Annotated in this window: 16 protein-coding genes and 1 tRNA gene; 5 read left to right on the plus strand and 12 right to left on the minus strand. The window is 49.0% G+C overall.

Going from position 1 to position 18,567, the window contains the following annotated elements:
- Positions 1-15 precede the first annotated feature (15 nt).
- Both ACJ2PR_RS02995 and ACJ2PR_RS03000 read right to left on the minus strand, forming a co-directional pair.
- Positions 16-1,227: a GNAT family N-acetyltransferase gene (locus ACJ2PR_RS02995; protein WP_446856283.1), complete on the minus strand. Its 1,212-nt coding sequence runs from the start codon at positions 1,225-1,227 to the stop codon at positions 16-18.
- Between the two features lie 91 nt (positions 1,228-1,318).
- The gene (locus tag ACJ2PR_RS03000) at positions 1,319-2,053 is read right to left on the minus strand and encodes a RibD family protein (protein ID WP_446875858.1); all 735 of its coding nucleotides are present in this window, start codon (positions 2,051-2,053) and stop codon (positions 1,319-1,321) included.
- Positions 2,054-2,372: 319 nt separating this feature from the next.
- Here ACJ2PR_RS03000 and ACJ2PR_RS03005 point away from each other — a divergent pair, with 319 nt between their 5' ends.
- Both ACJ2PR_RS03005 and ACJ2PR_RS03010 read left to right on the plus strand, forming a co-directional pair.
- A complete protein-coding gene (locus tag ACJ2PR_RS03005; protein ID WP_446875859.1) occupies positions 2,373-4,346 on the plus strand; it encodes a sensor histidine kinase in 1,974 nt (657 codons plus the stop codon).
- A 137-nt stretch (positions 4,347-4,483) separates the two neighbouring features.
- Positions 4,484-4,801 (plus strand): hypothetical protein, encoded by a 318-nt coding sequence (locus ACJ2PR_RS03010; RefSeq protein WP_446866878.1) that lies wholly within the window; start codon positions 4,484-4,486, stop codon positions 4,799-4,801.
- 179 nt (positions 4,802-4,980) lie between these two features.
- On the opposite strand, the gene ACJ2PR_RS03015 is transcribed toward ACJ2PR_RS03010, so the two are convergent.
- Positions 4,981-5,065, minus strand: a tRNA-Ser gene (locus tag ACJ2PR_RS03015).
- A 12-nt stretch (positions 5,066-5,077) separates the two neighbouring features.
- On the minus strand, positions 5,078-6,184 hold the full coding sequence (gene waaF, locus ACJ2PR_RS03020; RefSeq protein WP_446875860.1) for a lipopolysaccharide heptosyltransferase II: 1,107 nt from the start codon (positions 6,182-6,184) through the stop codon (positions 5,078-5,080).
- A gap of 554 nt (positions 6,185-6,738) precedes the next feature.
- On the opposite strand from waaF, the gene tatC reads away from it, so the two are divergent.
- Positions 6,739-7,560 (plus strand): twin-arginine translocase subunit TatC, encoded by an 822-nt coding sequence (gene tatC, locus ACJ2PR_RS03025; protein WP_446856287.1) that lies wholly within the window; start codon positions 6,739-6,741, stop codon positions 7,558-7,560.
- A gap of 70 nt (positions 7,561-7,630) precedes the next feature.
- Here tatC and hemJ read toward each other — a convergent pair whose 3' ends face one another.
- The 3 genes from hemJ to ispE form a co-directional block, all read right to left on the minus strand.
- Positions 7,631-8,224, minus strand: a complete 594-nt coding sequence (gene hemJ / locus ACJ2PR_RS03030) for a protoporphyrinogen oxidase HemJ (protein ID WP_446866876.1) — start codon at positions 8,222-8,224, stop codon at positions 7,631-7,633.
- Positions 8,225-8,737: 513 nt separating this feature from the next.
- Positions 8,738-9,049, minus strand: coding sequence for a DUF3082 domain-containing protein (locus tag ACJ2PR_RS03035; protein WP_446866875.1), 312 nt, complete (start codon positions 9,047-9,049; stop codon positions 8,738-8,740).
- Positions 9,050-9,081: 32 nt separating this feature from the next.
- Positions 9,082-10,023 carry a 4-(cytidine 5'-diphospho)-2-C-methyl-D-erythritol kinase gene (ispE, locus tag ACJ2PR_RS03040; RefSeq protein ID WP_446866874.1) on the minus strand — a complete coding sequence of 314 codons (942 nt, stop codon included), beginning with the start codon at positions 10,021-10,023 and terminating at the stop codon, positions 9,082-9,084.
- Positions 10,024-10,167: 144 nt separating this feature from the next.
- Between ispE and ACJ2PR_RS03045 the strand changes: the two genes are divergently transcribed.
- Positions 10,168-10,812, plus strand: a complete 645-nt coding sequence (locus ACJ2PR_RS03045; RefSeq protein ID WP_446875862.1) for a Uma2 family endonuclease — start codon at positions 10,168-10,170, stop codon at positions 10,810-10,812.
- On the opposite strand, the gene rsmA is transcribed toward ACJ2PR_RS03045, so the two are convergent.
- Together rsmA and purM are read right to left on the minus strand one after the other, a co-directional pair.
- On the minus strand, positions 10,793-11,635 hold the full coding sequence (gene rsmA, locus ACJ2PR_RS03050) for a 16S rRNA (adenine(1518)-N(6)/adenine(1519)-N(6))-dimethyltransferase RsmA (RefSeq protein WP_446875863.1): 843 nt from the start codon (positions 11,633-11,635) through the stop codon (positions 10,793-10,795). The two genes, ACJ2PR_RS03045 and rsmA, sit on opposite strands and share 20 nt — an antisense overlap.
- A gap of 4 nt (positions 11,636-11,639) precedes the next feature.
- Positions 11,640-12,668 (minus strand): phosphoribosylformylglycinamidine cyclo-ligase, encoded by a 1,029-nt coding sequence (gene purM, locus ACJ2PR_RS03055; RefSeq protein ID WP_446875864.1) that lies wholly within the window; start codon positions 12,666-12,668, stop codon positions 11,640-11,642.
- A gap of 437 nt (positions 12,669-13,105) precedes the next feature.
- Here purM and ACJ2PR_RS03060 point away from each other — a divergent pair, with 437 nt between their 5' ends.
- Entirely contained in the window at positions 13,106-14,170 is a 1,065-nt protein-coding gene (locus ACJ2PR_RS03060) for a septal ring lytic transglycosylase RlpA family protein (RefSeq protein WP_446856294.1), read from the plus strand.
- Positions 14,171-14,631: 461 nt separating this feature from the next.
- On the opposite strand, the gene ACJ2PR_RS03065 is transcribed toward ACJ2PR_RS03060, so the two are convergent.
- The 3 genes from ACJ2PR_RS03065 to ACJ2PR_RS03075 form a co-directional block, all read right to left on the minus strand.
- The gene (locus ACJ2PR_RS03065; protein ID WP_446875865.1) at positions 14,632-15,810 is read right to left on the minus strand and encodes a class I SAM-dependent methyltransferase; all 1,179 of its coding nucleotides are present in this window, start codon (positions 15,808-15,810) and stop codon (positions 14,632-14,634) included.
- Between the two features lie 288 nt (positions 15,811-16,098).
- The gene (locus ACJ2PR_RS03070; protein WP_446856296.1) at positions 16,099-16,293 is read right to left on the minus strand and encodes a hypothetical protein; all 195 of its coding nucleotides are present in this window, start codon (positions 16,291-16,293) and stop codon (positions 16,099-16,101) included.
- A 981-nt stretch (positions 16,294-17,274) separates the two neighbouring features.
- Positions 17,275-18,459, minus strand: coding sequence for an NAD(P)H-quinone oxidoreductase subunit H (locus ACJ2PR_RS03075; RefSeq protein ID WP_446875866.1), 1,185 nt, complete (start codon positions 18,457-18,459; stop codon positions 17,275-17,277).
- Between the last annotated feature and the right edge of the window lie 108 nt (positions 18,460-18,567).

Consider the following 18,567-nt stretch of genomic DNA (forward strand, 5'->3'; position numbering starts at 1 on the left):
TACATTTTACGAGGCTTAAACCTCAAACTGAATGGTTTCTTGTTTGAATGGCAAATCTTGATTGATCGCGTCAATTTCTTGCTGCTCTAAATTGTTGACTTGATGAATATGCGATCGCAAGATCTGTGACAATCGACTGTTATAAAACCGATGCAGTGAATAGTTAGCAGATGCCGGAAAGCCTCGCCGCTTCTTGTGTCGCCCGCCCGCCCCAGGGTCAAATAGTTGAATGTCATTCTGAATCGCCCACTCGATCGGCGCATAATAACAGGCATCAAAATGCAAACAATCAATTTCTTGAAGTGACCCCCAATAGCGACCATACAGCCGATCGCCCTTCGTCAAACAAAACGACATGCCCACGGGATGCAAATCATCCATTTCGCTATAAGCCGCAAAGAAAACAACCCGCTCAGAGTAGCTGGAATGTAGCTGTTCAAAGAATTTTTTGGTCAGATATTTACTGCCCCACCAGCCAAATTTGTCGCAGGTATCACTGTAGAAGTTGTACATCAGCGGAAAGAGCGATCGCGGAATTTCTTCGCCTCTCAACGCTTTGAGATAAAGTCCCGCTGTACCGACGGCTTTGCGTTCTCGCTTGATGTTGCGACGCTGATTTGCATTAAAAGCTTTTAAGTAATCATCAAAGGTTTGAAAGCCTTGATTTTGCCAGATGTAACCGTGGTGTAGCCAACTGCTGAAACCGTGTCGCTCCATCACCAGTCGCCATTCGGGGTCAACATACAAAAAGTTGCAGCCAGAAATTTGATTGTGATTGCAGAAGTGATCGATCGCATTCACCATGATCCCCGTCAGTTCATCTTCATCTTCTCCAGGGGCGATCAAAAAGCGGTAGCCTTCGGCAGGTGTGAAGGGAGACATTCCTAACAGCTTTGGATAGTATTCAATGCCCAAGCGAGCCGCGACATCCGCCCACTGGTGATCAAACACAAACTCACCGTAGCTGTGCCCCTTAATGTAGAGCGGAGCCGCAGCAATGAGGGAGCGATCGCGCCACACCGTCAAATGATTGGGCAACCAACCCGATCGAGCCGTTGTGCTTCCCGAAGTCTCCATATTGTGTAGCCATGTCCATTCGAGAAACGGCGTTTTGAGCGGCATGGCCAGCGCATCCCACTCTGCTTGGGGAATTTCACCAATTTTGTTAATCCAGGCAACCGAAAATCGAGGCTTGAGTTGTTCGACCATAGCCAGAGTTGGACACATCACAGACTCTAATGTAAACGAATCTTTAGAAGAAGGAGAGGAACTAGGGATGAGGGAGAACTTCGTTCCGCTTCGTGAGGAGGGATGAGGGTTAGCGCTTGACTTTGTAGTGGAGAAAAACTTCCTGGTCGATCGACCGAACGTTCAGCAGTTCTAATTGGGGGGCGATCGCGGCCAAAAATCCGGTTCCGGCGACGGGGGTTGGGGATTGGGTGCCTCCCAAGATTAGGGGGCAGACGGTCAGGTGAAGTTCGTTGATCAGGTTGGCTGCAAATAGGGCCCCGACGAGATCTCCACCGCCCAAAATGGCGAGACGCTGTAATCCCAGATCAAACAAGTGAGCGAAGGCAGTCGTCCAATCAATTTCAGAATTGCCGACTCCTTGCGGGTCACTCGAAGAGATCGCCAGTATTTGCTCAAATCCAGCTTGCTCACCCCAACGCCTTTTTCCGGTCTCGGTCGTCAACAACCAATGGGGCACTGGCTGAGAAAAAAATCGGCAGGTGGGATCAAGATTGACCGATCGCGAACACACAATCTGTACAGGCTGCGGAGGCTTTCCTAGATGCTGACGATGCGCCAACAGATCAAACTGGGAAACCTTGAGTGTCGTGCCATAAGCGCGGAGCGTTCCGGCTCCAAACAAAACGGCATCGACTTGGGCAATCTGCTGTTCGAGGTGCGCTTTGTCGATCGCTGACCCAAATCGGGCCGGAGCGCGACTGACATCCGCAATTTTACCGTCGGCACTCATGGCCAAAATGACGCTGGCATGGGGCAAACCAGCACGATCGCGCGGCAGCGGTTTTAAGGAACGGTCAGGCATTAATTTGCTCAAGAAAGACAATTTGGTCACGTTTCACGGATTTTACAAAGCAGAGGTGAACTTATAAGCGTAAGTCGTTAAAATCCCAATCAGAGATGGCTTTCTAGCGTAATTTTTTGTAGACTCATCTCAACAGGTGATTCCTTAAGATTTGGCTCGATCGCTGCACCCTTTCCTCAATTCTGGAATATCTTGTTTCTAAATCTTTTTGATCTGCCTTGCTCTGTGAACGGCAATTTATTAGCGCTCAGTTCTCCAACAGTGTGCAGACTGCTTCTCAAGTTGTGACTGTTTGGTCGTGGTCAGGTTAAAAGCTTCTATGGCTAAGGCACGTCAATCTTCTTTTCGCCGCATCCTGCTGTCGCGACTTCTACTTTTGAGCATTCCGGTGCTGCTGACGGGTGAAATTGTCGCTTATCGTAAAGCGCGATCGGGCTTGCTAGAGACGGCCCGCTACAATCTGGCCGAAAACGCCGCCCGCAAAGGAGGAAATCTGGCAACGACGATCGCCGCCCTTCGCGCCAATTTGACCACGGCGACTCAGGCTTCTGTTTTGCAGTCCGGTTCTCCGACCAAAATTCAGCGCTTTTTAGAACAGTTGCAGAAGACTTCAGCGATCGCCACTCACTGCATTCAATTAACCAATCTGCAAACTCAAAAAATAGAAGCCAGCACCTGTGGAAGTCAACCCATTTTTCGAGCTTCTACCGCCTGGACTGATCCGCAAACGGAGGCGCAGTCGGTTCAGTTGGCGCTGACACAACCGTTAAAGAACTCGATCGACAACAATCAGCTTAATCTTTTGTTGAGCGCTCCGGTTTATGCTGAAGCATCTGGTGAAACCGCCCAACTCCGATACGCGCTGACAATGCAGACAGCCCTTTATCAGCAAGAACCCGCTCCCGGACGGCTGGCAGGTCACACGGTGATCATTGAGCAAGATGGGCAGATTTTGGCTCACCCGATCGCCGAACGAGTCGGCCACAATATTCGAGAAGAGGCGGATGCCGATCGACTGCAAAGTCTGGTCAGAAGCGCGATCGCCGGAAATCAGGATTCACTCCATCTCTTTTCGTTTGAGAAAGATGGGGCTGAGTGGCTGGCGGGCTACAGTCCCGTGAAAATTGCGATTAGCGGCTCAGAAACGCGCACCTGGGTTGTTTTGGCAGCGACTCCTCTCGACAAAGCACTCTATAGTCTAGAAGGCATTCAGCAGGTTCTCTTAATTCTCACGGCTGGACTGCTGATGGCGATTTTGTTGGCGACGCTGTATCTCTCGCGAGAGTTGGCTTTGCCCATCGAACAACTCAGCGATTATGCTCTGCGGATTCGTCAGCGCTACTCGGTCGATCGCACCCCAAAAAACTTCAAAGTCAGAGAACTCAACCATCTGGCCGAAGCTTTAGACAACATGGTCGAGCGCCTCGAAGAACGGGCAGAAGAATTAGAATCGGCCTGGCAAGAAGCTCAAGCAGCCAATCAGCTAAAAAGTGAATTTTTGGCCACCACGTCCCACGAGTTACGCACGCCTCTGAATGCAATTATTGGCTGTGTGCGACTGATTCGAGATGGGTGCTGCGACGATCGTGAAGAAGAATTAGAATTTCTGCAACAGGCGGACGATGCTGCGCTACACCTGCTAAAAATCATCAACGATCTGCTAGACATCGCCAAAATCGAAGCAGGCAAAGTCGAACTCAATTTGCAGCCGATCCAGATTCAAGAACTCTGTCGCCAATGTTTAAAAATGGTGCAGCCAGGGGCAGAGATGAAGCGACTGAAGCTGTCTATCGAGTCCGATCACCGCATGGATAGCGTGCTTTTAGACGAACGGCGAGTCCGGCAAATGGTGATCAATCTGCTCTCAAACGCGGTCAAATTTACCCCCGAAGGCGGCCAGGTAAAACTGGCGATCGGACTCGGCTTTGGGCACCAGTTAGCGCAAGACACTCGCCCCGATCACAGTCCTGTCAATCCCCATACGTCCTATTTGCGGCTCGAAGTTCAGGATTCTGGCATTGGTATTCCTCAAGATCGCTGGCACCTGCTGTTTCGTCCTTTTCAGCAGATCGACTCATCACTGACGCGCAAGCACGAAGGCACAGGTCTAGGACTCGCCCTCACCAAACGCCTCGCCGAACTGCACGGCGGCACCCTTTCATTTCAGTCTGCACCCAACAAAGGCAGCACGTTTCGCATCTGGCTTCCCCTACTCGAATCCAATCCCTCAACCGACCTTTCTGATCGACAAGTGGATGAGGTGAGCGATCGCTTGAGCATCCCCAACGGGTAAATGAACTTGAACCAGAAGCCTAACCGCAGCGATCGCCACTCCCCTCCACATTGTCGTCACCACAGCCGCAACCTTCCGCACAAATTATGTACCCAGGGTGGTTTCATACAAGAAAAAAATAGTAGGGAGTCTTTACGATGTCACGCGCACAACGCACCTCTCGAATTCTGGAAAAAGCTCAAATCCGCGCCCTAAAACTTAAAGCGATCGACCCCACAATGGACTTTGGACGCAATCGCGACATCGACACCCTGACCGATCAAATCGAACAACTCCAAGCCAAACTCAACCACTACAACACCACGATCGCTCTACTCGATGCCTCCAAACTCGAAATTGACGACCTGGAGAAAACACTGGGAGACCTGATCGACCAGATGCTAAACGGAGTCTCAGCCAAATACGGCAACGACAGCCGCGAATATGAAATCTATCCATTACGCAAAAGTGTGTAGAAGGATTGCTGTGAAGGAGATGTGGGGTTTATTTGTGTCAGACTGAGAAAACTACTACTCACTGTGAGGAAAAACCGACGCGGGATTGGGTGAGCTAAGAGATCGATCCCTGTCTGCGTTCTACCGACTTCTGCCTAATGGATAGAGAATTGATAGGGGAGTTGAACTAAACAAAACAACGGAGAGGGAGGGATTTGAACCCTCGGAACCTTTCGGTTCATCCGATTTCAAGTCGGACGCGATCGACCACTCTGCCACCTCTCCAGCAGACCGACTCTATCTTACCGCAGGCGAGTGATTTGGAGTAGGGGGCAGAAATAATTGTTCGTTGAGTAGAGAAGTGGTGGCCTCGACGATCGCTTCGGGGGTGACTTGACGCAGACAATCGTGATGACCTTCGGGACAACTGCTTTTGTAGCAATACTTGCAGGGCACATCGTGAAACAGCAACCGATGGGGAACCTGCCAGGGCGTATGTTGCGGATTGGTCAAAGCATAGAGGTCAACAACTGGAGTGCCCACCGCAGCGGCAATGTGAACGGGGCCGGTGTTGTTAGAAACTAGAATCGGCGCGATCGCAATCAAAGCCGCCAGTTCCCCCAAAGTGAGGCGAGTGAGAGAATGAGACGGCGCACGCATCATCGATTGAATATTCGCAATTAGTTCGGCTTCCCAATCGCTGCCAGTGAAAATAATTCGATAACCCAGTTGTGAAAGTTGATCGGCAACGGCGGCGAATCCTTCGGGAGAATAGCGGCGAGACGCGGCCGTAGCACCAGGATGAACGACGACCCAAGAGCGATCGATTTGTAAATTTAATGTTTCCAACGTCTTGAGAACAGCAGCGCGATCACTTTCTACAACGCTTAACGACAGACGTTCATCTAAAGTTTGACAACCGATTTGAGAGACGAGATCTAACTGACGGCGCACTTCATGACGAATGCCGAAATCGGGTTCGGGGTCTTTGATCCAGTCGGTCAGAAGTTGGTAGGGGTTTTCGTGACAGTGCGCCAGTCGTAAGGGAATGTCTGCCATGTAGCTTAAGAAAGCAGACGGCAAAGGATTTTGACTGTAAACGGTAAAAATTACTGCTCCATCAAATTTGAGCGATCGCAACTGTTCAATCATTTCAAATTCTGGCTGACTACTCGTGCGTGGAGCCGTCGCTTTGAGCCAGGGAGAATCGTACACAATCCATTCGTCTAAGTCTGGAATAAAGGGAGCGATCGCCGCGCCAGCCGAGGAAGTGAGCAACGTGAGCCGCCGTCCGGGAACCGATTCCTTAAGCGCTTTGAGAGCAGGAGTCGTCATCAAAACATCGCCGATCGTATCCAACCGAATGCAGAGCAGATTTTTGGCGTGGCTCCAGGAATGGTTCATAACAGGGATCAATCAATGTGAACGCGGTCAATTTAACGTGAATTCGATCAATTCGATCAATTGATTTACTACAGTTATAAATTCGGGAACGCCCCTTGTATCTTAAGAGTGTGGCAGGGTGGTTTCACTGTCGGCAGAGGAATCGTGAAAGGCTGATTACCTTGTCTCAAGTTGAGCAATATCTGGTGAAGCTCAAACGAGCTTTCAGTACTTTCGGCTTTTCTCCTTGGACAATGAGACCCCTGCCATTCTAGGGACTTTGAGATCAAAAAATTCTGGAATTCAAAACGGGTTTGAGCTTCAAAGTCCCCCAAATTTGAGGGATTTAGGGGGCTGAAACCCATTGAAACGAAGCCAAAATCAACTGACCAAGCACATTTAGAGAATCTCAGGTTGATAAACTCGCGTTCCTTGGGGTTGTAATCAGTGTTGTGATCAGCTTTTGAAAACTGACCCCTTGGATCTCAAAGAGGTTGCGCTTCATTCCTCAAAACGGTTCCCCCCGATCGCTGACCTCGATACAATAAGGACAAACCTGTGGACAGAAGCCGACCATGACTGCCCCTTCGGAACTCGAAACCGCAACGCCGCTAGACATCACGCCCACGGATGGCACTTCTAATGAGTTGAGCCATTCATCGGATGAGCCTGAGACAATTGCCCCAGATGACGTGATCGAAGATGTGGAAATGTCGCTCTTTGATCATCTAGAAGAACTGCGGCAGCGCATCTTTTATTCTCTGATTGCGATCGCTGTTTTCGTAATTGGCTGTTTTGCGTTTGTCAAACCGATCGTGCAGTTGCTTGAAGTTCCCGCGCAGGGGGTGAAGTTTCTTCAGCTTGCGCCGGGAGAATACTTTTTTGTCTCGATTAAAGTAGCAGGTTACACCGGATTGGTTTTGTCGGCTCCGTTCATTTTGTATCAGGTTGTCGCCTTTGTCTTGCCCGGTTTGACGCGAAAAGAAAAGCGATTTTTGGCTCCCGTTGTTTTTGGTTCCAGCATTTTATTTGTGGGCGGACTGGCGTTTGCTTATGTTGCTTTGATTCCCGCCGCGCTGAACTTTTTTATTACTTACGGTGCCGATGTCGTTGAACAAGCTTGGTCAATCGATCGCTATTTCGAGTTTGTTCTCTTATTAATGTTCAGCACTGGACTGGCGTTTCAAATTCCCGTTGTCCAGGCGCTTTTAGGATTTTTGGGCATCGTCTCCTCTGAGAAAATGCTGTCAGGCTGGAAGTACGTCTTACTCGGTGCCGCAATTTTGGGCGCTGTGATCACGCCTTCCACCGATCCGCTGACACAAAGTTTGTTAGGCGGAGCCGTTCTCGTCCTCTACTTTGGCGGAGTCGGCATTGTCAAACTGTTGGGTAAATAGTCAAATTCCCCCAGATTGGGGGATCTAGGGGGCGAAAGTCACAACCGTAATGGAAAAATTCGTCGATGCGTTAAGCGCCGACTTCTGAACCTGATTCTGAAATTGCGCCTTCGGCCGCTAACTTTTCTTTAGCCAATCGACGCTTGCGCGCATAAAGCTGAATGAAGGCTGCCATTGCGATCGTCATCCCAAAAATTAACCAGGCTGTGGCATCCGTCGGCACGTCGTTCTTGAAGATGGCCAACATCACAATGATCACAAACAGCACGGTGGGAAATTCGTTAAACCAGCGAAACTGTTGACCTGTCATGTTACAGGTGTCTGCTGCCAGCTTTTTCATGATTCTCAGACAAAGGTGATCGTAAACCAGCAGTGCTGCCACGAGCGCAAGTTTAATGTGAAGCCACGGTTGTTTGAGAACGTCAGGTTCGGTATAGACCAGCCCGATCGCCATGACGATCGTCAAGATCAGCGCCGGAGTCATGATGATCCGATAGAGGCGCTTCTCCATAATTTGGTACTGGTTTTTGAGAATGCTACGGGCGGGTTCGGGTTGCTCGTTGGCTTCTGCATGATAGACAAACAAGCGAGGCAGATAAAACAAACCAGCAAACCAGCAAACAATCCCAACAATATGAAACGCCTTGAACCAGAGATAAGCCATGAATTAATTCCTTTGCAATTTGGAAAGAATTTAAACCGTCTACCAATCTCCATTTTCAATCATTCAGGGGCATGATGTTCGAGGTGCTTAACAATCTAAAATTCAAGGTATTTAATAGCAGAAAAATGTGCAGCACAAATTGGAGAAAGGCTGTGGAAAACTTTAATGCTTTAACAAGATTGGTCACCCAAATCAGGTTAAAAGAATTTTAGGCCGCGATCGCTTCAAGTTACCCGCAAAGGGTCGCCAGAAGGCTGCGTTTGTACTACTTTCAGCCGATTTTGACAGGTTAAATTAAGGCGTATCGATCGTTCAACTTGTCAATCCCACAAAGCACGCTAACTTTCTTCTACTCCAACCTAACTTAACGAGAGAATCAACGTTTCAGCTTTTCTACTTTGAAAAATTAAGATGATGGCTCTGGTTTCTCAAGAAATCTCAACCTTCAGATTTAACCTGTGGAAAACTCGCCTAAAACTGTGGAAAACTTTTGAACGATCGCCAAAACTCTGCTTAACCGTTCACCGAATTTTTCGATCGTCCCAGCCAAGTTTGAATGCCTAACCCAAACAATCCCAGCGCCGCCAATCCAAAAACTCCCGTCCCCAGAGCGCTCATTCCTACAACCAGCGTTCTCACCGCAACGGCAATATTCGCAGTCGCCACCGTGTGATATTGAATAGGCTTGCTGGCAAAGGAGAGGGCGATCGAGCTAGTCATGTTGTAAAACACAAAAGCCATTCCGCCTGCAACGATCGATCCTGCAATACAGCGCAAAGGACTGGGAGGCGCGACGACTTCGGGTGAGGGAGTTGGGTCAGACATACATTTAGGTTTCTTGTGAGTTTCTCGAACAACTAGTGGTTGGATAAGCGAACACCGGATGGACAGAATTTTGTCACCCATAAGTCTAAATCAGGATCTGCGATCGCAGATCGCATCTCATTTTTCACTCGTTCTGCCTGCTCAACTGACTCAACTAAAGCAAAGACAGTAGAGCCAGAGCCAGACATCATCGTACCGAGAACATTCAAGCTTTGAAAGCGATCGCGCAATGCCTGGACTTGTGGATATTCGGGTAAGACAACTTTTTCGAGATCATTGTGCAGCAGTTTGGCGATTTGGGTTTGGTCTTGCTGAGCGATCGCCGCCAGCATTCCTCCCGCGTTTTGTTTTCGCACTTCGAGATCACCCGAACTTTTGGGATAAGTTGCGCCAAACCGTTGACGATAGGTTTTATAAGCCCACGGAGTTGAGACGGGCAGATTTCGATACTTGGCTAACACGACGTATATATGGTTGAGGTCTGGGAGCGGGTCAATTTTTTCGCCTCGTCCGGTTGCCAGCGCCGTTCCTCCCGTAATGCAGAAGGGAATATCAGACCCCAACGTTGCGCCCAAGTCTTGCAATTCTGATTGAGTCAGTCCCAAACTCCACATCAGATCGAGACCGACGATCACCGCCGCCGCATTCGCCGAACCGCCCGCTAACCCTGCCCCGATCGGAATGCGCTTTTGAATGGTGATCTCAACGCCGCCATATTTTGAGAAGGAATCTGGAAACTCTTGCTGCATCAGGGCGGCCGCTTTGTAAGCCAGATTGGTCTGATCTTGGGGCACTTCTGGATTGTCGCAGTGAAGCTGGATTTGATCTGTCCCGATCGCTCTCACCGTCACCAAATCTGCCAGCTCAATACTTTGCAGCACCATCACCAGTTCGTGAAAGCCGTCGAAGAGATCGCCCACAATCTGCAAGTAAAGATTAATTTTGGCGGGAGCAATCAGGGAATAAGAACGCATATACTATTTAGAGCCACTTTAGAGTAACGCCTTTCGCAACCCTGATCATAAGTTAAGCAGGCAACGGAAGCTGAAGTGTGATGTTTCTTAGTGGTTACGATCAGTTCTAGAAGACAAATTGCTGAAAGACGTTAGGAGGACGAGATGGTTCAAGCTCAAGCAGAAAATCTGGTACAGGCCGCTCCTAAACGCATGACCTTTGATGAGTTTATCGACTGGTATCCCGAAAACTCAGAGTATCGCTACGAATTACACGAAGGATTAGTGGTCGAAATGCCAAAGCCAAGAGGCAAACATTCACAAATCGGAGGGTTTACAACTTTGAAGCTAGGAGTTGAAATAGAACGCTTGAGCTTGCCTTACTTTATGCCGACAGATTGCATTGTTAAACCAGACGAAGAAGAGTCGGGCTATGAACCGGATGTGATTGTTTTGGACAGTAGCGCCCTGGCATCTGATCCACGTTGGGAAAAGTCATCTACGATTACGCGAGGTGAATCTGCCCGTCTAGTCGTGGAAGTCGTCAGCACTAATTGGCAGGATGATTATTTGAGGAAGGTTCAGGCGTATGAGTCAATGGGCATCCCCGAATATTGGATCGTTGACTATTTGGGATTGGGCGGTCGGCGCTATATTGGCTCTCCCAAGCAGCCGACGATCTCAGTTTATCAGTGGGTTGACGGTGAGTATGAAGTGCAGCAGTTTCGCAATGACGATCGCATTCTCTCAGCCGTTTTTCCAGAATTAACGCTCACTGCCGAGCAGATTTTTAATCCACCGGGGTCGTAGTTTTAGGGACGTGATTGAGAATGCAATCGCTCAACTTCACCCACTTTTCGACACTCAGATCTTCGGCTCTGGCTTGGGGATTTACGTCTAATGATTCGAGAATTTCGGTTAGCTGATCAGGGTCGATCGTACTCTTCAAATTATTCTTCAACATCTTGCGCTTGCTCAAAAATCCGGCTCTGATCAGATTTTCTAAATGTCGAGGACTCTGGGCAGGATGAGCGATCGCACGAGGACGCAGCCGGATCACCGCAGAATCCACTTTGGGCGGCGGCTGAAAAGCTTTGGCAGGCACATCACAAATAAATTCACAGTCTGCCAAATATTGGACTCGCACCGACAACGCACCAAAATGCGTCGAGTCAGGATTGGCACACAGCCGCAGCGCCACTTCTTTTTGTACCAGCAGCACGATCGCGTCCAGGCGCTCTGGATTGGGATGAGCGATCGTTCCCAGCAATTTTTCCAGAATCGGGCCAGTAATGTTGTAAGGAATATTAGCGACGACTTTGTTGGGTCGTTGAAACTCCGGAAAAGGTTCGAGCAGATTGTCTACATCTAACGCCAAAAAGTCCCCTTGTAGCAGTAGAAAGTGATTGATTTGTCCCAATTTCTTAGACAGAAGTTGACATAAGTCGCGATCGATTTCTACTGCGACAACTGCTTGCGCTTGCGTTAATAATTGCCGGGTTAAAACGCCCGTACCGGGGCCAATTTCTAAGACCCGATCAGTCTCAGACAATTCCGCAGAACTGACGATTTTGGCCAGGGCTTTTTCGCTCCGCAGCCAGTGCTGACCAAATTGTTTACGAGTTTTGGTCACAGATTTATTCAGGCAGTCCGACTAAGTTTTTTGTACCGGAAATGACGGTGCCGATCGTCGAAGCTTTGATATTTTGCGAGGTGAAAAATTGAATCGTTTCAGACTCGCGATCGGATGGCACAATCACCACAAATCCTACTCCCATATTAAAGGTATTAAACATCTCTTTGGGTTTGACTTTTCCGGCCATTGCCAACCAGTGAAAAATCGGCAAAACGTCCCATCCAAACAAATCAATTTCAACAGCCTGATCGCTTGCCAAACAGCGAGGCAAATTTTCGGGCAGACCGCCCCCCGTGATGTGCGCCATGCTGCGAATCGGAAGGCCGCTCTTTAACGCTGCCAAAATCGGCTTGACATAAATCTGAGTCGGAGTCAGTAAGGCTTCTCCCAAAGTTCTGCCATTCAGATCGTGAGGTCGATCGCTCCAATTAAACCCGCGATCTTCGACAATCTTCCGCACCAGCGAAAACCCGTTACTGTGAACTCCGGTACTGGGAAGGGCGATCGCTACGTCGCCAAGTTGCACCCGCGAGCCGTCTAAAATCTGACTTTTCTCCACGATGCCCACACAAAAACCAGCCAGATCATACTCATTCGCCTGGTAGAAACCGGGCATCTCAGCCGTTTCACCTCCGAGTAGCGCACAGCCAGACTGCTCACAGCCCTGAGCGATACCTTCAACCACTTGCGCCAGTTGTTCGGGTTCCAGATGCCCCGTCGCTAAGTAATCGAGAAAAAAGAGCGGCTCGGCTCCACAAGTCAGCACATCATTGACGCACATCGCCACTAAATCAATGCCCACCGTGTCATGACGATCGAGCGTATGAGCCAGTTTTAGCTTGGTGCCAACGCCATCGGTGCCAGAAACGAGAACGGGTTCGCGATAGCCCGTCGGAAGTTGAAACAGACCACTAAAGCCCCCAATGCCGCCCAACACTTCTGGACGATGAGTGCGCTTAACCAGACTGCCGATGCGATCAACAAACGCCCGCCCCGCCTCAACGTCAACTCCAGCTTCTCGATAATCCATGTTTAATCTCTGACTCTGCGATGGCGATTTCTACTGAGGGTGAAACGATCAAAGAGAAAGCAACCTGCCTCTCCTCACACCTGCCTCCTCACGCCTGACTTCTAAGTAGGCACAAGCCCTCAGCATAACCCACAACCACTATGAAGTTAATGTAAAGTTTTCATGAAGTTCTCAGTGTGTAGTTTTGGTAAATAATGGCTACAACGTCCTGACAGCAACTACTTGAGGGTAATTAACGAATTTGAAGATAATGTAAAGTTTTTTTCCATACCGATAGCACCCTGATCCCCTGGGTAAAAACTTCATGCTAGTCTGTTGCAGTTCTGTAACCAGGAGTGAACACGGAACGAGTACGAGTTACACGAGCCATCTTGCGCTTCCGCAAACCGCTTATCGAACTCTCAACTCGATAGCAAGTGACCCTCACACATGGAGATATGAATCAAAAACTAATTAGCGGCCTTACTGCGACCCTGTTGATGACAACAACCTTTGGTGCGACCCACGGCTGTAATGCCGAGTCCACTCAAGCAGTAAGCCAAGGCTCCGAAGCAAACCATCAGGGCGCTTCTAACCCACCCGACTCAGCCTCTCCTACGGGCGATGTTGTAAAAGTGGGTGAGCAACAAACCTCGCAAACTCAAGCCAGAGAGGACAGTATCGCCAAAATCCATTCTCACGAGGTTCAAGGCAAAAAAGCCGCAACCCTCTATGTTCGCAATATTCCAGTGTTGACCTTTGTGGGGTCTCAAACTGCCGCTAACGGCGTAAAAATGGGAGCTTCACAAAGAGATCTAGCCGCCAAAGTCAAGTCTGGTTCCAGTAGCGAATCGACTTCAGAGCCGCGCCAGAATTCTGATACGCAGTCCGATCCCGTTTTGAGAGCTACGGCGATCGCTGCCAAACTCAACCAGCTTTATCGAGATGGGGTCGATGCAAAGCAAATCACCGTGAGTTGGAAGGACTCTAAGAACGGCGATCGTTACGTCATCAAAGCAAACCAGACGACGATCGTATCCGTCAACGCCAATACCATCCTGCCTGACACGACTCACAATGCCGAGCAAGATGCCCTTCAGGTCACCAACCGTCTCCGTCGCATTATTGGCAATGCCTCTCCCTTGAGAGAAGTTCAAAATAAGCCCGCTCCCAGAGTGCAAGAAATCTCTTTGGGGCCCGTCAAGTTTCGCGTCAACGGCTGGGCCTCGTGGTATGGCCCTGGTTTTAACGGAAATGCCAGCGCCAGTGGTGAAATCTTTAACGAGAATGCGATGACAGCGGCTCACCGCTCTTTACCCTTTGGCACTCAAGTCCAGGTGACCAATCTAGACAACGGTCGATCGGTGATTGTGCGAATTAACGATCGCGGCCCCTATGCTGGCGATCGAGTCATTGACCTTTCTGCGGGTGCGGCCCGTATTTTAGGGTTGATCAGCACCGGGATTGCCCCCGTTCGGTTAGAAGTGTTGGAGCCACGCAAACCGATCGCAGCCGGAAATTAGACCTCTTAGAAATAAAGCCTGACGGTCGATCGCGCCTCTATAAGCAGAGCCTACCTTCGTAGACTGGGGAAGCCTTCTAACCCACGAAGATGATTTTGTTTTGATAGACGCGATCTGAATCGCCAGGCTCATTTTCTGGATTATCTCAAAAATTCTCTTATCTTAAAGTCCCCTAGAATTGGCAGATTGGGAGGCAAAAGCTTGACATCGAAGCGAAGAACTAGATCTTCTTCGAGTTAACCGCAAGGGGCCGAGTTTACGTTGAATCAAAACTGTTCTGGATTAACGTGAATTCGATGAGGTTTTTTTGCTTCGTTCTTCAGCGCTTCTGCCCCCCAACCCCCCAAAATTGGGGGACTTTCAGACAAGATCTTGGGTTCAAAGTCCCTCACTCGTGGGGGATTTAGGGGGCTGCCTGGATTCACAACCGCAGCGAAAGATTTCATCGAATTCACGTTGGATTAGAACTGTTTTAAGCCTTGTAACGATCGCTCACTTGCCTCTAGCCCTTTACCCTGGATCAAAACGCCGAAAGTGCCCAATCCCATCGGATTCATATTCATCAACTGATGGATTGCGTCACGGCGTAGAAGGACAGTTTGCAGATCTTGAGCGGTATTGGCTTCGGTTTGACTGAGTTCGGCTAGTCGATCGCCTAAGCCCAGTGCCATCAAAAATAATCCTTGTTGTGTAAATCCCAAATTCTCTAACCCACACCGTTCGCCTTGACGCTCTAATGCGGTGAAGTCAACGTGAGTGGTGATGTCTTGCTCTCCGAGGTGAATGTAGGGGTCGTTGTGGCGACTGTGTTGGTAGTAGCACTGCAAAGTGCCCTGCGATCGCCTGGGATTGTAATATCTTGCTGCGGTGTGCCCATAGTCGATCGTTAATACATACCCTCGAAGCAGGCGATCGCTGACGGTGCGTAACCAATCCAACGCTGCCAAATTGACTTCAGTGCGGTAGCCATCTTCATAAGAGAGAATGTCAACGTCAATGCAATCAAAGTAGTCAATCAGTTCGGAAGTTGAAGGTTCATCAATAATCTCAACAAGTTCTCCATCGCGAACGCCAACGTAAATTTCTTGTAGTTTTCGATCTGCGATCGTGACTTGATGAACCGGAAAGGCATCCACTAGCTCATTAGAAAAAAAACAGCCTGTGATCGAGGCGGCAGGAATTTCTGTCAGCGATCGCCAATCAATTTGTAAACCCAAAGACTGCCAGGATTGCAATCGCTGTTTTTGTTCGGCGATTAATGCGGGTGATTTTTCGATGATTACATAATTGAGACATGTAGAGCAATCGGAATGACAACGCTGTAAATGATTTAGAACATCGGCTGTAAGTAAGCCCTGCCCTGCGCCCATCTCAACCAGTGTGAAAGGGTTTGGCTGTCCGAGAATCTGCCACATTTCGGCAAATTGTTTTGCTAGCAGTTCCCCAAAGTCTTTAGCTAAATGGGGCGAGGTAAAAAAATCACCCTGCGCCCCAATATTGGCATTATTTGCAGCGTAGTAACCAGACTGCGGATGGTACAAAACGAGTTCCATGTACTCAGCAAATGAGAGTCTCTGATGAGCGCTTTCTAGAATTCGCTGAATCACTCGATCGCGGAGAACAACACTCCGATCATTCATGAAATTACTCAAAGTTAGGAGAAGTTAAACGGTAGAGGCTCTAAGCTAATTTTGACTTTGCCTATTGCGTAATTAGTTCTAATGAACTAGACTACTCGTACTAAAGCTAGTTTTCTGTGAGAAAAAAATGATTGGACGCTTGCTCACCTGCTGAGTGTCGAGAGTACGATCGTCAGGTTGAACCTGCAAACTCATTAAAAACTTGTCACTTTAGACCAGGCAACTTCAGCAGTTAGAACCTCTACAACAAGGCTTTGCTCGTCTAATTCTTTAGCTGCTACAATTCACTCAAGCTGAAGCGACTGCTTCCTTATTCAAGGTCTCAAACGCAATCATAAACTCTGCATTGGGACGAGTTTGCTTTAAAACTTTCACATAACAATCTGCATCGTTGCGACGACGAAAGCGAATTACGGCCTGACGTTGCAAATCGGGCAGCAATTGATAGACAACCCAGGGAGTTAACTGCTCTTGGTAGTTCATAGTACGAAGGGGAAAATGGGGTGTATGAGGACAAACCTTAGCCGAGACAATCGAAGTAGTTTTCAGGAGTAGAGCACTATCTGTAGCGGTTTGCTTTAGTGCTACTACTAGAGATAGCGGTTTATTCTGGAAATGTCAACTCCTTTCTGAGCCAAAGATTTGAGGCGGAGATCAGACGATCGAAGCAGCGTAGAACTATTCACGACGCAGCCCGCTGTAATTTTGGAGAGGCTTAAAAAGTTGTGGAAACCAGAAACTGCATCGTTGAACTCCGAATAAAATCCATCGTGCAGTCAGAGGTACGATCAGAAAACCTATCGTCGCTAACGTCGATCGAAAATTGGGCCCGTCGATTGCTCGACCCTCCTGGCTGTTTTTGTATATCGCCAACACAAACCAAAAGGGACGCAACTGCAAGCACCATTTTCATGAGCCAACGCCACGTTATACCGCCTCATTCAAATCTTTTGCAAAGTCACAAAAGGAAAATAGATTAGGTCAAACCTCTGCACGTCAAAGCGGCTGACTGCTGGCGGTAATAAAGTTGCTCCAGCAAGCTTGACCGGATTTCATCCTATCGTAAAACGGCTCAGTTCGTGTGAAATTTGTTTTTCTTTATTGATTGTGTTGCAAACCGCAACAAAGCCCTCAAACCTGCAACGCACCTTAACTTTGACACTCTAACACCGTGATCCCAAAAAAAATGTAGAGACGGAACAAAATCGCATCTCTACATGCAAGCAAAAAGTTAAGAGAACGAACAAAGGAGTCTTAGCGATCGTGAATTGAATAAGATCGATGATTGCCTGGTCGCTTCGCCCCCTAAATCCCCCATTCTGGGGGACTTTGAGAAAGAAGGAATTCTAGAATCTAAGGCAGTTTCGCGGTTCAAAGTCCCCCAAATTTGGGGGATTTAGGGGGCAGAAGCCGAATCAAACGAAGCGAAACCGCGAGAATTACAGGTTGTTTAATTCACGATCCTCAGCGATCGACCGACCCCATGATGATGTCGATGCTGCCCAAAATCGTCACAATGTCCGCAACCTTCATTCCTTTCAACAAATGAGGCAAGATTTGCACATTGTTGAAGTCAGCCGCCCGAATCTTCCAGCGCCAAGGGAATACGTTGTCGTCGCCCATGATGAAGATGCCTAGCTCACCTTTGCCACTCTCCACTCGAACGTAGTGTTCGCCCTTGGGAATTTTGAAAGTGGGGGCAATCTTCTTGCCAATGTACTGATAATCAAACCCATTCCATTCTGACTTGGGGCCTTCAGCCATTCTCTTGGCTTCCAGGTTCTCAAAGGGGCCGCCGGGTAGACCTGCGATCGCCTGACGAATAATCTTCACCGACTCCCGCATTTCACGAATTCGCACAATGTATCGGGCATAGCAGTCTCCTGCCGTTTCCCAGTGCACATCCCAATCAAAATCGTCGTAGCATTCGTAGTGATCGACTTTTCGCAAGTCCCACTTGACTCCAGAAGCTCTCAGCATGGGGCCAGACAATCCCCAGTTGATGGCTTCTTCACGGTTAATCGTGCCAACCCCTTCCACTCGTTTGCGGAAAATCGGGTTGTCTGTAATCAGGCGCTCATACTCATCCACCTTGGGCATAAAGTAGTCGCAGAAGTCCAGACATTTGTCCACCCAGCCGTAGGGCAAATCGACAGCCACGCCCCCGATGCGGAAGTAGTTGTTGTTGACCATGCGATAGCCCGTAGCGGCTTCCCACAGATCGTAGATGAGTTCGCGTTCGCGGAAGATGTAGAAGAATGGCGTTTGTGCGCCCACGTCTGCCATAAAGGGGCCAAGCCAGAGCAGGTGATTGGCGATGCGGTTGAGTTCCAGCATGATCACGCGGATGTAGCTGGCACGCTTGGGAACGGCGATCTCCGCAAGCTTTTCGGGAGCGTTGACGGTGATGGCTTCGTTAAACATGCCTGCTGCGTAGTCCCATCGGCTGACGTAGGGCACGTACATAATGTTGGTGCGATTTTCGGCGATTTTCTCCATGCCTCGGTGCAGATAGCCGATCACGGGTTCGCAGTCAATCACATTTTCGCCGTCCAGGGTCACAATCAGGCGCATCACTCCATGCATAGACGGGTGGTGCGGCCCCATATTGAGAACCATCGGTTCGGTCTTGGTTTCAAGCATTGCCATCGTTGAACAGTCTCCCCTTGCGATCGAGTTGGTTCAGTCTTAGCGATCGGTGCAGATGGAGCGAGACGCAATCGATCCCAAACACCCAAAGCCTTGTGCTGCTATTTG

It is taken from the genome of Phormidesmis sp. 146-33, from assembly GCF_052939515.1.